Annotated in this window: 6 protein-coding genes and 2 rRNA genes (1 of these 8 only partly in view); 2 read left to right on the top strand and 6 right to left on the bottom strand. The window is 54.8% G+C overall.

Annotation, left to right across the window (positions count from 1 at the left end):
* Positions 1 to 16: 16 nt before the first annotated feature.
* Positions 17 to 754 (bottom strand): response regulator transcription factor, encoded by a 738-nt coding sequence (locus tag KIS77_00810; GenBank protein ID MCW5920856.1) that lies wholly within the window; start codon positions 752 to 754, stop codon positions 17 to 19.
* A complete protein-coding gene (locus tag KIS77_00805; GenBank protein ID MCW5920855.1) occupies positions 744 to 1814 on the bottom strand; it encodes a histidine kinase in 1071 nt (356 codons plus the stop codon). The genes KIS77_00810 and KIS77_00805 overlap by 11 nt, the downstream gene beginning before the upstream one ends.
* Positions 1815 to 2003: 189 nt before the next feature.
* On the opposite strand from KIS77_00805, the gene KIS77_00800 reads away from it, so the two are divergent.
* Complete coding sequence (locus KIS77_00800) at positions 2004 to 4229, top strand: carbohydrate binding family 9 domain-containing protein (protein MCW5920854.1); 2226 nt, start codon at positions 2004 to 2006, stop codon at positions 4227 to 4229.
* Between the two features lie 406 nt (positions 4230 to 4635).
* Here KIS77_00800 and KIS77_00795 read toward each other — a convergent pair whose 3' ends face one another.
* Both KIS77_00795 and KIS77_00790 read right to left on the bottom strand, forming a co-directional pair.
* A complete protein-coding gene (locus KIS77_00795; GenBank protein MCW5920853.1) occupies positions 4636 to 8184 on the bottom strand; it encodes a T9SS-dependent M36 family metallopeptidase in 3549 nt (1182 codons plus the stop codon).
* Between the two features lie 199 nt (positions 8185 to 8383).
* Complete coding sequence (locus KIS77_00790; protein ID MCW5920852.1) at positions 8384 to 9205, bottom strand: hypothetical protein; 822 nt, start codon at positions 9203 to 9205, stop codon at positions 8384 to 8386.
* A gap of 274 nt (positions 9206 to 9479) precedes the next feature.
* Here KIS77_00790 and KIS77_00785 point away from each other — a divergent pair, with 274 nt between their 5' ends.
* Positions 9480 to 12707 (top strand): PD40 domain-containing protein, encoded by a 3228-nt coding sequence (locus KIS77_00785; GenBank protein MCW5920851.1) that lies wholly within the window; start codon positions 9480 to 9482, stop codon positions 12705 to 12707.
* A gap of 246 nt (positions 12708 to 12953) precedes the next feature.
* Here KIS77_00785 and rrf read toward each other — a convergent pair.
* Positions 12954 to 13068: ribosomal RNA gene (gene rrf, locus KIS77_00780) — 5S ribosomal RNA — on the bottom strand.
* 158 nt (positions 13069 to 13226) lie between these two features.
* Positions 13227 to 14067, bottom strand: a 23S ribosomal RNA gene (locus tag KIS77_00775) (it continues 2017 nt past the right edge of the window).

Here is a 14067-nt window from a genome sequence, read left to right as displayed (position 1 = left end):
CACAAAAGAGGGTTCATCACGTTTTCGCCCCTTCATATCGCACCCCCGACCGCTCCATCGCTCCCGTCAAGCCTTGTTTGTACACCCTACCTACGGGCAGTTGATGCCCTGCGATTTTCACCGTGTCGTGCCGAAACGCCTCGATTTTGGCCAGCGGCACGATAAACGATTTGTGGATGCGCACAAAGTGCCCTTCCGGCAATTTTTCCTCCATGTAGCCGAGGCGCAGATAGGTGACGTGCGTTTTTTCGGCGGTGACGATTTTCAGATAATCCCGAATGCTCTCGATGTAGAGTATGTCTTTGAGGAACACCTTGACCATGTTGCGGTCCACCTTGAAGAACAGATAGGCTTGCTCAAAAGCATCGGAAGCGGGTTTTTCTGGCGGGCGCTCGCCGGGCAAAAGGTGGTGGTAACGGGCGATGGATTTGAGGAAACGCTCGAAGGAAACTGGCTTCACCAAATAGTCCAACACTTCCAAGTCGAAGCCCTCGACAGCGTAGTCGCGGTAAGCGGTCGTGATGACGATTTGTGGGCGGCGGAGCAGGCTTTTAATGAGTTCGATGCCGCTCATGCGGGGCATTCGGATGTCCAAGAAGAGCAAATCCACTTCGTTTTTTTGCAAAAAACTGAATGCCTCGGTAGCCGTGCCACATTGCCCGCAGACCTCGAGGTCGTCGAGGCGGGCGATGTAAGCGGCGAGCAAATCCCGGGCAGGCGGCTCGTCGTCCACGATGAGGCATTTAATTTTCATAAGCAAGTTGCCCCATCCCTTTTTGCGAGGGCAAGGGAGAGGTCTTGATTTTCAAAATAGTCATAAACGAATCCGTTTCCCTTAAACAGCGAAACTCGTAACGGTCGGGATAAAGGATTTCCAGTCGCCGCCGCACATTTTCCAAGCCTATGCCACCGTTTTTCGAGCCGTTTTCGGGCAAAAAATCGGGCAGGCTGTTCTCGATTTTGAGCGTGAGCCAATCGTCTTGGGCCGTAAAGTCAAGCCGAATCCAGCAATTTCCCTCGGCATCGGCAAGGCCGTGCTTGAAGGCATTTTCGACCAGCGGCAGGAACAGCATCGGGCTGATTTGGAAGCCGTCGAGCGGCTGAAAGATGTTGACCGAAATATCGAGTTGCTCGCCGTAGCGGATTTTTTCCAGTTCGATATAGTGGCGAATGTAGTCGAGTTCTTGTTGGACGCTGATGGTGTTTTGGCGGCTGTCGTAGAGGCTGTAGCTCAGGAAGGCAGAAAGGCGGTATATCAAGTCGGGGGTTTTCGGGTTGCCGTGTTGCGCCAGCGAGTAGATGTTGTTCAGCGTGTTGAAAATGAAGTGCGGCTGCACCTGCGATTTTAGCAGTTCGAGCTCGGCCTCGGCTTTGTCTTTTTTGAGCGACGCGGAAATACGCTGCTCCTCGTACCACGCTCTGACGAAGTAAAACATGACATAGACCCCGACAATGAGACAAGTGTTGACGGCCTCGATGACGATTTTCGGCAAAAACAAATAAGGCATCGTCTTCAAACCCTCGGGGTAGTAGAGGGGGTAGGTGTAAAAATAATTGAACGTCCGCCGTATCAGCGCAAACACTGCCACGCAACCAGCGAACCCCCACCAAAATGCCCGTTTTTTCCCTTTCAAAAAATATCGCTTCAACAGAAAATGCACCGTGAACATCGCCGCCGCGAAGGCAAGCGGCACGATGACCAACGCATTGACCCAGTAGCGCCAATACTCGTCCTCGATGGTGGCGTGGCCGAGCCATTCGTAGAGGAAATAAGCGCCCCAGAAAAGGAGGTTGAAGCGGAGTTCTTTATTCATATCGCCTCGAAAAGGGCAAATTTATCAAAAGCAAACATCGAGCATGGCGCAATTCGACCAACCGCAACGCCACCCCACCAACGCCCCTCGCCTCACTTTCCCAACCGTTTGCAGAAAACCCCGACGTTCATCGAATTCGCTTTTGCCGCTCGTGGCTGCCGCTGGTTTTTTACCCAAAAAATCAGAACAATGCGGGCAAAATCAACCTTTCTATTTCTTTTTGTCGGTGCGTTTTCTTTGTGCCTCTCAGCACAAAAGACAAAAGAATTTTCCATAAAAACCGCCGCCACCGCCCCGCTGATTGACGGACTGCTCAACGAGCCGCTTTGGCAAACCGCTGAGCCGCTCTCTGGCTTTTGGCGCAATTTCCCCGACGACACGACGACGGCACACTTTCAGACGACCGTCTGGCTTGCCCACGACCGGGAGCATCTCTACGTCGCCGCCCGCATGGAGCGCAACGCTGCCGAGGGTTACGCCGTCACCACGCTCAAAGAGGATTTCGTGTTTTACGAAAACGATGCTTTCGGCATCATCCTCGACCCTTTTTCAGACTTCACCAACGGCTACGGTTTTTATGTGAACGCCTACGGCACGCGGCTCGATGAGCAAATCAGCGGCGGCTCCATGCCAGACCCGACCATTGACCTGAAATGGCAAGCTGAGACACATCGAAGCGCCGAATTCTGGACGGTAGAAATCGCCATCCCTTTGAAATACCTGCGGCACAAGGGCAGTGACACTTGGAATATCAACTTCGTGCGCACCGACCGGGGCGCCAACGAGCGAACCGCTTGGGTACGCACACCTATCCAGTTTTTGCTAGGCAATCTCGCTTTTTCCGGCAAAATGCACTGGGAAAACCCGCTCGAACAATCGCAAAAACTTTACTCCATCATCCCCAGCCTCACGCTTTCGAGCCATCGCGAGCGTGGCAAAGACGGTGAATTGAAAGCCCAACCCTCGCTCGACGCCAAAATCGCCATCGGGACCTCGCTCAACCTCGACCTGACTATCAACCCTGACTTTTCACAGGCGGAGGTGGACAAGGTGCAACTCAATTTGACTCGCTTTGAGTTGGATTTTCCCGAAAACCGCCTGTTTTTCACCGAAAACAGCGACCTCTTCGCCCAGTTCGGCGACGTGTCGTGGGGCAACCCGCCCGTTCGACCGTTTTACAGCCGGCGGGTCGGGCTGCGTTTCGACGATGAAATACAAGGCTATGTGCCGACCAAAATTCTCGGCGGAGCGAGGCTTTCCGGCAAAATCAACGAGGATTGGCGGCTGGGCGCGATGACGCTTTTTACCGGGCAGGAAAAATTGCAGACAGCACGGGAAGGAGCGTTCGCTTACTCGCCCGTGCAGAATTACAGCGTGTTGGCCGTACAGCGCAAAGTGTTTAGCCGCTCCAACCTCGCCGCCATGCTGGTGCATCGGCAGGCGTTTGGCACGGACAGCACCGAGCATTTTGCCCTCAACAGAAAGGACCATAACACCTTGCCAGCCCTCGAATACAATTTTGCCACAAAGAATGACCAGATTTCGGGCAAGGCCTTTTACCATCTTTCACTCAAACCGGGCGAGGGAAAAACGCCATTTGCACGGGGTTTCCTGCTGCGTCACAACACCTATCGCTGGCGCAACTGGGCGCAATTCGTGCAGGTCAGCCCCGGCTTCCAGCCCGATGCGGGGTTTGTGCCAAGACCCGACGCGATTGGGCTGAATTTCCATTTGGCGTACAGCATTTACCCGAAAAAAGGACGGCTCGCCCGCATAGAGTTCTTGACCAACCCGCAGTTTTTCCTGCGCTCCGAGGATGGCAAGTTCATGGACAGGTTCGTCATCAGCGGCATCAACATCGTCTCGAAAAAAACGGTGGATTTTTGGCTCGTCCACATCAACGAGCGGGTGACGCTCCGCGCTCCATTCGACCCTTCTCTGCGCAACAAGGGCGAGACACTGGATGCCGGCATGGTTTACGATTTCGACTACCTGCGGCTTGCCTACACTACCGACCGTCGCCGACCGCTTTACTGGCAAATGGCGATTGATGCCGGGGCGTATTATCACGGCTCGCAAGTCCGCACCGACGGTGAGTTTGGCTATCGCCTGCAACCTTGGGGCATTCTCGCGCTGAATTACAACGTGGGTTTTCTGCGCTTCCCGGAGCCGTTCAGCGACCATGACTTTTGGTATTTAGGCCCAAAACTGGAATTGTCGTTGTCTCGCAGCGTGTTTTTCACGACGGTTTTGCAGTACAACAGCCTCGCGGAAAACCTGAACCTCTACGCCCGTTTTCAGTGGCGTTTCCGCCCGTTGAGCGACTTGTTCCTGATTTACAGCGGCAACCAGCAGGTGCAGCCAAACGAGTTTCGCAATCGCCAAGTGATTTTGAAAACAGTGATGTGGATTTGAAATCCTTGTAATCCGCCCGCTCGCGGGGCGAGCGGATTCTAATAGAAATGATTTAGGTATGCCCGAACCGCGAAACGCGGTTCGGGCTTTTTTATGATGCCTGATTACTTTTCGCGCAATTCCGCCACTTTATGCTCGGCAGGCGCGATGATGGCCGAGATGGTGCCTTCGACTAAAATTTGAGTATTTTCAAGAAAAAACGGCAGCAACTTTTACCCGCCATGTTGTCATGCTTCTCCGCTGGCTGGCGGTTCGGGATGACAGATTTGTCGGGAAGGGGAGTTTTTTTATCAAATGCCTACTTTGCAAAACACAACGGGTCGCCCGGCTTCCATGCCGAGCGACCCGAACAGTGCTATTTTTATAAAGTGCCTGCCATCCGCTTCGCGGCGGCATCAGCATCCCATCAACGAATCACCACCTTTTTCACGCTGCTGCCCGTCGCGCTTTCAAGACGCACCATGTAAATACCCGCAGGCACTTGCTGCACGTCAAGGGTCACGATTTGCCCCGCGGCGATGCCTTCCAACTGGCGAGCGAGTGCCGTGCGGCCATCCGCGCCAATGAGCTGCACACGCACCTGACCAGTAAGTGCCTGACCGACGCTGATGTGCACAAAATCAGCGGCGGGGTTGGGCTGCACTCGCATCGGCAACTGATGGCTGCCCGGAGCGTCAGTGCTGACGATGCCCGGCTGCACGATGACCCCACGAGCAGGTGCTTTGGCGCAAGCCACTTCCCCTTCGCTGCTCACGCAAGCCTCGCTGTCGAAGTTGTAGAGGTCCAACACTTCGATTTCGTCCACATACCACTTGCCGACCGCCCCGGTCGCAGAGCCAGCGTTCGTGCCGACCCGAAAACGAACGGACACGTTTTGCCCCGCGTAGTCGGAAAGGTCAATATACGTCTGCACCCATCCGTCCGAATGACCGGAGAAGCCGCTCAGGTAGGCTTGGGCAAAGGTGTTGTAAGCGACTTTGCGGGGGTAAGGGTTGCGAATCAGCCTGTCTTCGGGGAACGGGTCCCATGCCTGTTCGCCCGCGCGTTTTATCTCCACGATGCCCGCGTCAACACCAGGCTCGGTGTCGTATTGGTGCCAAAAACGCAGCACGGGTTGATTGCCGGAGACCGTGAAAAGTGTCTCCTCGATGTATTCAAGGGAGAATCGGCTTTCGGCAAGCGGGGTCTCTGCCAACCAAGCGCCGTCGCCGCTGACGAACTCATCCGACTGGAAAGAGAAAAAATGTCCTGATTCGAGATAATCGAAAGAAAGCCATTCGCCATCGCTATCCAATGGGTCTTGGAAATAGCGCAAGGAGCCGACAAAATCGGCAGACTTGGCCGAGTAAGTGAGGGTTTTGACCTGTCCGGTTGGCATTGCACCGAGATTCCAAGTCACATACCCGTTGGCGAAGGTGCCGCCATCGGAAGCCGAGACGAGCGTGAGTCCGCTGGGCAATTCGTCGAGCACGACCACATCGTTGGCTGTTTCGTCCCGGTGGTTGGTAATCGTGATTTTGAATTCGGCGATTTCGCCCGGCTCGATGAGCGGCGTGGTCGTTTCCTTCTTGATTTTCACTTCTTTTATGCAGGTTGGAATTGGGTCAAAATTTTCCACGCCGTCGGCCGCGTCGGCATTGCTCCCTTGGTCGGCGAGATAGCCCAACCCCCGACGAGCAAACACGGCGCTGATGAGGCAAGTATCGGCACCGTCGTAGTTTAGGATATCGGCGGCCATAATGGCGTCGCGGCCATCCACGAATCCGGGCCTGCAAGGCTGCAACTTCATGCCATCCATCACGAGTTGGATGGCGCGCGCGTTGCCGCTGTTCGGGTTGGTGAGGTCGGGGTCGAAGCCGTATTTTTCCACCATTGCCCAATAGAGGTCCCACGTCATGGCTGCCCACACTTCGCCCAAAGCGTGTACTTGTGTGTTTTCGGCTACCGTTCCGTAAGTGACGGGGCTGATAGCCATGTTTGCGGAATAGGGGTAGCGGCGGATGCCTGTGCCTTCGTTGTTCTGACGCAAAACGAAAGTGCCGATGCCACGGCGTTTTTCGGCAAAATCGCCCGGGCGGGCTGATTTGACCAGCGTGAAAAAGTCGCTCCAGCCCTCACCCATTTGTTCCTCGTTGGAGAGGCAAGCGGTGTTGTTAGGGCCACCCGTGAGGCGATTGGAGATGCCGTGACCGTACTCGTGGGCGATGATGCCATTGTCAAAGTCTCCATCTATGAATTCAGGGCCGGCAGAACCCGGCTGCACCAACGATACGATGAGGCCGCTGCCAGCATATTGGCGAATTTGGTCGCAGTCCGATTTTTTCAACATGACAACGGGGATGTTCACCTGTCCTCCGGCAGTGCCAGCGGCCATGTTGACCAGCCCTTCCTCGAAGTTGCAAATGATGCAGCCAATGGCACCCGCGTTCTGAGCATTGAGGGCTTTCACGCCAAACTGACACACCTGGCGGTCAACCAACGCTATTTTACCCGTCAAATCATTTTGAAGGGGGCCACAACCGAGGGTGGGTGCCGAAGTGCCGTCGTTCACAATTTCCACCAAACCCGTCACGGGTGTATCAGTGATAGGCGCGCCCCAACCTGAGGCTGTAGAAACAGAGTAGGAGCCTGCTACGGGCCCAGGCTCATCCACTGTGAGCAATTGACCACCGGAGCGCGTCCACACGAACATTTGCATACGAGGGCTGCTGCCGTCAGGCGGTGTCGAGAAGTTTGCGTTGTTCACCGACTGGTTGGCGGCCGTGAAGCCATCAATGGCGTTTGCTTGCACGGCATCGTTGCCAGCGCCACCCTTTCCGTAGTTGTTTACCTGAAAATTGCCCGCCTGTTCGTCGAATCCAAAACGGTAGGTGATGTCGTGCAACATATTGTTCATGTAAAACAGGTTGGTGATGGCTGCATCCAAATTGTCCAAAGGCTCGCCGTTAGGGTCGTATGGAAAATCAAAAATGAGCGAGGGGCCGCCCTGCGCCGATTCGGCGGCGGTGCCCACATTGTCGTTGTTGCGGTCGTCGTAAGCCCACACGTTATTGCCTCTCGTGTAGGTGTATTCGGCTCCGGGAGCGCCATTGGTATCGTGCCAACCGTAGGGGGAGGCAACCGGGTCGGCGGGATTGACCACAAGGCTGCGGTCGCCGTGCGCAGGGCTTTCGACTGGCAGCGCGAACACGTTGTAAGTGCCCGAAGCCTGAGGCGGCGACGCAGCCTTCGATGTTTCGGCAGCCGAAGCGGCGGCAGGTTGCTCATCGTCGCACACATCGCCCACCCGATGCGCGTGGCCTGCCTGGCAATAAACGGTGTGATTGTATTTGCTCAAAACCAGCCCCGTTTGTGCGTCCACGCGCATATTCCAGATATCGGAAGAAGTGGCTTGCTCAATGACGAGCGTCCATGCCAAGCGCACGGAACCGTCGCGTTGCAACTCAAAACAGGCAGATACGGGAATTTCGCTTTTGGAAACGGCGCCGCCGTCAAACACGAAATTGCGGTCGTTGATTTTTTGGCGCAGCGCAGGGGCCTGGAACCCCGTGAAGCCCAAGTTGGCGAAGGCCATCTCAACGGCCTTGCTCGCGCTGAGCGAAGGCAGTATGGTATTGACTTTGGCCGACAACTCGGGAACAAAGCGATGACCCAAGGTCAGCACACTGCCATCAGGTTTCACATGCAGGCCAAACAGGCCATTGAACAACGGAATCCCCTTGTGCTGTTGTTGCACCCAGACATGGGTCACGCCATTGTGCTTGCTCAAGTACTCGTCCGTCACTTTGAGGTCAGACACATCGGCCTTTGTGAGGCCAAACTGAGCGGGGTTTTCTTGTAAAAAACGAATTGCGGTCTCACGGGGGCGGTCAGCGGTTTGTGCTTGCGTGGCGTTCGCCACAAACAACACCAAAGCCACCGCAAGCCAAAGGCGCGGTAAACGAAGCAAAATCATAGACACGAAGTTTGATTTGGAAAAAGTACCAATGTTTGAAATGAAGAATCAGGTTGTGATTCAAGAGGTGGCCAAAGGTAGTGCGATGATATGTCCAAGAAGAACTTATCTTGGGTAAAAACCACGTTTTGCCAAGAGGCGCTAAACAACGCGGTTAAAACAGGTAGAGATATCGAGGGCGAGGGCGGGAGCGGAGGACTTATTCAGTACAAAAGGAGACGATGCCAAGTATCAAGCACTGCAAAAGCATAAGCCCATCAATCAGCATTTTTTGAGCCACCACGTCAGCATTTTTTGACAAGACAAAATGCAACCACCCGGCACTCCACGCGAGCGATATGAGCAATGCAAAAGCCATACTCTGCTCGTATATTTTTAGATAAACATTGGCACCGCTACACAGAGCCGCACACAGTAATGCGCCATTGATGAGCAGAAACGTGCGCTTGCGACCCAATCTCCCGGCCAAAGTTGGAAGCCCCCTTTGTTGGTCGTAAGCCAAATCCGCCCAATCGTAAGCCAAAGCCAGAGCAAAAACAAAGGCTGTCCTGCCGAGCAAAATCATACCCGCCTCGCCCCAACGCCCCGTCGGCACGGGCAGCAGCACCGTCACCCAAGCCCACGCAAGCGCCACCGCGAGGGGCTTGGCCATTGGCACGCCCCGAAGCCCCGCGTTGCCGGGACTTTGCAAGCCATAGTAAAGCGACCACAAAGCGACTGGCACCAAGACCACGCCTTGCCACGAACTCACCCTCAAATCGGACACCCCATCGCCCCATAACGATAGCAGAAAACATATTCCGCCCAGCCCCCCCGCCAACCAAGCGCCTGCTCTCATCCGTCTGTTGGGGTGAGTGAAATGATAGGCAAACACCGCACCGCCCAACACAAACCCATCCAGCCAGCCGGGGCGAAGCGCCTCCCCCAGCAACAAGCGCGTTTGTGTCAGCATGGCCAGTGCGCAGAGACCAATCCAGAGCAGGCGGAGCAACACTGATATTTTGTTACCCGATTGAAACATTTTCTTTTTGGACAAACATTTACCTTTCCCTTTGTTTTAACCACGCGCTAACATCCGCTCGTATAATTTTTCGTCACGGCAAATGTTAAGAGCGTTAAATGCCATTCGGTGGAATAACGAGTTTAATTCCGCGAAAACCAACATTTTGCACACGCACAACCGTCTGAACAAGCAATTCCTAAAGCCAAGTTTTTTGTTAGCCAAACATTAAAGCCACAATGGGCTTACAACCAAAAACCTTGATTGTTGCCCAATCAGCAAAAATCACGTAACCATGAGACGCTTTTTGTTTTTTTCATTGTTGTTCGCTGCCTTCACCACCAGTACGTTGGAAGCTCAATACTTCGGGCGCAACAAGCCCCGCTATCAGCAGCACAATTTCAAAGTGACCCAAACCGAGAACTTTGAAATCTATGATTACATGAACAACCCCGAAAAGCTCAAGGAGCTCGCCGCAGCTGCCGAGCTTTGGTACTCGATGCACCAAGCGGTGCTGCGCGACACCATCCAACAAAAAAACCCCCTCATCATTTACAACGACCACGCCGGGTTCCAGCAAACCAACACCATCATGGGTAGCATCAGCGTTGGCACGGGTGGCGTCACCGAAGGATTGCGCAACCGCGTGGTGTTCCCCATAGCCATGACCAATCAGCAAACCCACCATGTGCTGGGTCACGAGTTGGTACACGCCTTTCAATACAACATGGTGCTGGGCGGCGACTCCACCTCCATGCGCAACCTCGCCAACCTTCCCCTTTGGATGATCGAAGGGTTGGCAGAGTACCTGTCCATTGGCCGGGTGGACCCTCACACGGCGCTCTGGATGCGCGACGCGGTGCGGCATGGCGACTTGCCAAGCATTAATGACTTGAATACTGGCAGGTACTTCCCCTACCGCTGGGGGCAAGCGTTTTGGGCCTACGTCACTGGCACTTATGGCGACGAAGTTATCAGGGATTACTTCATGAACACGGCCAAGTATGGTCTCGAACCCGCCACCCAATTAACACTCGGTGTCACCACCGAACAGCTTTCCACCGCATGGCGCGCAGCGTTGCGCAACCATTACGGACGCTATGTAGGGCTGGACAAAGAAAGTATTGCCATTCTCGAAGCCTCAGAATTGGATAGAAAATCGAAAGAGAAAAGAGAGGCACGCGAAAAACTGCTGGGCAGAATGGCAAAAGCGGAAAAAGCACCGGGCAAAAAATTGTTCGATGAAAACGATGCCGGGCGCATGACCATTTGCCCTGTGCTTAGCCCCAATGGCAAGTACGTCATTTTCCTTTCGGAGAAAAGCCTGTTTTCCACCGACCTTTTTCTAGCGGAAGCCGCCTCCGGCAAAATCATCAAAAAAGTGGCAAGTACTGTTTCGGATGGGCACATTGACCAATTCAACTTCATTGAAAGCGCCGGCACTTGGAGCCCGAACAACAAGCAGTTCGCCTTTGACGCCTACGAAAAAGGCCGCAGTGTGCTTGTCGTACACGACGTGGCCAAAGGAAAACGAGTGGACAAACTAACCATACCGGGCGTTCCGGCATTCAGCAACCCCACCTGGGGACCCGACGGACGCACCATCGTGGTCAGCGGCCTCGTCAATGGCCAAACCGATTTGTATGCTTATGACATGAAAACAAAAAAAGTGCGGCGGCTTACCGACGACCCCGCTTCCGAAATACTGCCGCAGTGGAGCCCCGATGGGCGTTACCTGACTTATTCAACCGATAAAATCAGCCTCGAGCGCGGCCGTACCAACGGCGCATGGACGATGAACCTCGCCATCATGGATGTCGCCTCGGGAACAGCCGAGCAACTTGACATTTTCCCAAGCGCCGACAACATGAACCCCCACTTCGACAAGGCAGGCAATCTGATATTCCTCAGCAACCGCGATGGCTTCCGCAACCTCTATTGGTACAAACTGGATGAAAAAAAGGTCTTTCAACTCACCAAACTGACCACTGGTATCACTGGCATCACACCCTATGCACCAGCCGTCACGGTGGCTGACGACCGCGACCGTATTCTCTACAACTACTACGTCAATGGCGCATATCGGGTTTATCAAGCCAAATCCTCTGACTTCACCCCGGAAGAGGTAGACCCTATGAGCGTGGACATGGTGGCAGCCACTTTGCCGCCATTCGCCCCCAGCAAGCGCGATGTGGTGAATACCAATCTTCGACTGCTCGACATCAACACAAAACAAGCGGAAGACACCACCACCTTGAAAGCAGTGAAGTACAGGCCCAAATTTTCGTTGGACTATATCGGGGGAAGCGCCGGGGTCGGTGTGGCTACGGGCAACCGAAGCTTCGGCAACGTGGCTGGCGGATTGGGTGGCGTGGATATGCTCTTTGGTGATGTGCTGGGCAACAATCAAGTTTATGTGGGCGCTGCGCTCAACGGGGAAATTCAGGATGCTGCTTTTCAGGCTTCGTACATCAACCGAAAAAAGCCTATCGGCTGGGGTTTTGGTGCTGGCCACATTCCCTTCGTGACGGGTGGGGCGCGATTGCCTTTGTATCTTGAACCTCTGGCGCAGCCTTCGGGCCAGTTCAACGTGGCGGTCATTGACGAACTATTGTTGCAAAGACAGTTCTTACAACAAATAAATGCCTTCACTTTTTACCCGTTTTCAGCCACCAAGCGGGTGGAATTGGGCGCTTCCACGGACTTTTTCTCCATTCGAAACACTTCTTACCGGAATGTATTTGCAGGGATTTTCGACACACTCACCGGCAATCTGTTCATTGGGCCACTTATCGGACAAGAGCGCCAGCGCGGCGACCGATTTGGGCCGGTTGGCATCTATAGCGTGAACGCGGCCTTTGTGGGCGACAACTCCTTTTTTGGCTTTACCGCGCCCTTGCAGGGCTGGCGCTATCGCATCAGCGCGGAGCAATACATGGGCGGCTTCTGGCGCTTCACGGGTTTCTTAATGGATGGCCGACGGTATTTTTATCAACGACCTTTCACACTGGCCGTGAGGGGGATGGCCTATGGCCGTTTTTGGGGCAATCAGGATGATGGCTACCAATCGGGCAACTACGCGGTGCAGCCACTTTTCGTGGCGCAGCCTTGGTTTGTGCGCGGCTATCCCTACAATTTGCTTTTCAACGACGAACGCGAGTTGATAGAGACCAGTCTGGGCAGCAAGATGATGGTGGGCAATGTGGAAATCCGTCTGCCTTTTACTGGGCCGCGCCAGTTGGCGGTCATCAATTCCAACTTCCTGCTCACAGACTTGAACATCTTTTTTGACGCAGGCTTGGCATTTTTCAAATCGAATGACCTGAAAAAAAATCCGGTGGATGATGACCCGCTTGATGGCTTTACTCCCGTTCAACACAAGCCGCTTTTGTCCACGGGTGTCTCGCTTCGAGTCAACTTGTTTGGTGCGCTGGTGTTGGAGCCTTATTTCGCACTGCCTATTTCGGTAGCCAAGGAACGGCGCGAATGGCAGTGGGGGCTAAACTTCATACCGGGATGGTAATTGATGAAGATTTGTTCAATTGCGCCTGTAATCAATTGATGTTCGATATTGACATGGGCTAACCCTGATCATCAGAGTTAGCCCATGTTATTTTCAAGCCTTGCACCAATAACGCGAGGTGAGTTGTGAAATACAAGCGCGGCGCGCACATCCATTCCGCTCGATTTTTCCTGTCTGGGGATTTTGCTGGGAGAGCAAAAAAGAAGCCCCCGGCGCCTCACGGCGCCGGGGGCGAGGGTTGTGTTGGGTTGGCGCCGACCTACTCTCCCGGGGCATCGACCCCAGTACCATCGGCGCTGGCGGGCTTAACGGCTCTGTTCGGAATGGGAAGAGGTGGGTCCCCGCCGCCAAAGACGCCAACATGTCTTGAGGGGCCCGCGCGGAGGCGGCCCGTCCTGTTTCTTTTTCGCCGGCCGCGACGGGCGCGGGCGACATGACAAGGGGCGGGAGGAGCGAGGGGGCAGGGGCGCAGGCGGCGCGGCGGCCCTCATGCCGGGGGGGCATGAGCAAATCAAAAAAAAAAGGAAGCTTGCGGGCAATTAGTACGGCTCGGCTCAACGTGTCGCCACGCTTCCACCTGCCGCCTATCAACGCAGTCGTCTCCTGCGGCCCTTACATCGGAAGACTCATCTCGGAGTAGGCTTCGCGCTTAGATGCTTTCAGCGCTTATCCCGGCCGAACGTTGCTACCCTGCGATGCGCCTGGCGGCACAACAGGCACACAAGCGGTTCGTCCAACACGGTCCTCTCGTACTGGTGTCAGGTCTCCTCAGTCTTCCCGCGCCCACAACAGATAGGGACCGAACTGTCTTGCGACGTTCTGAACCCAGCTCACGTGCCGCTTTAATGGGCGAACAGCCCAACCCTTGGGACCTTCTCCAGCCCCAGGATGCGACGAGCCGACATCGAGGTGCCAAACCTCCCCGTCGATATGAGCTCTTGGGGGAGATCAGCCTGTTATCCCCGGAGTACCTTTTATCCTTTGAGCGATGGCCCTTCCATGCGGAACCACCGGATCACTTTAGCCGTCTTTCGACCCTGATCGGCCCGTCGGCCTCTCAGTCAAGCGCCCTTGTACTAATACGCTCTGCGCACGATTACCGTCCGTGCTGAGGGCACCTTTGCAAACCTCCGTTACGCTTTTGGAGGTGACCACCCCAGTCAAACTGCCCGCCATGCACTGTCTCCCCGAACCATCGGGGGTTAGGACTCAACTAGTCAAAGGGTGGTATTTCAACGTCGGCTCCCCGACGGCCTGAACCGCCGGATCAATGCCTCCCACCTATCCTACGCATCGAATAGCCAAGCCCAACGCAAAGCTGCAGTAAAGGTTCACGGGGTCTTTCCGTCCCGTTGCGGGT

Source organism: Saprospiraceae bacterium (assembly GCA_026129545.1).
Classification (GTDB): domain Bacteria; phylum Bacteroidota; class Bacteroidia; order Chitinophagales; family Saprospiraceae; genus M3007.
Note: the sequence above shows the minus strand (reverse complement) of the source record. Positions and strands in the feature narration are given on the sequence as shown.

Excerpts from the sequence above, each read along its gene's own strand:
- KIS77_00785 (MCW5920851.1), top strand. The coding sequence starts at position 9,480 with ATGAGACGCTTTTTGTTTTTTTCATTGTTGTTCGCTGCCTTCACCACC.
- KIS77_00800 (MCW5920854.1), top strand. The coding sequence starts at position 2,004 with ATGCGGGCAAAATCAACCTTTCTATTTCTTTTTGTCGGTGCGTTTTCT.
- KIS77_00805 (MCW5920855.1), bottom strand. The coding sequence starts at position 1,814 with ATGAATAAAGAACTCCGCTTCAACCTCCTTTTCTGGGGCGCTTATTTC.
- KIS77_00790 (MCW5920852.1), bottom strand. The coding sequence starts at position 9,205 with ATGTTTCAATCGGGTAACAAAATATCAGTGTTGCTCCGCCTGCTCTGG.
- KIS77_00810 (MCW5920856.1), bottom strand. The coding sequence starts at position 754 with ATGAAAATTAAATGCCTCATCGTGGACGACGAGCCGCCTGCCCGGGAT.
- KIS77_00795 (MCW5920853.1), bottom strand. The coding sequence starts at position 8,184 with ATGATTTTGCTTCGTTTACCGCGCCTTTGGCTTGCGGTGGCTTTGGTG.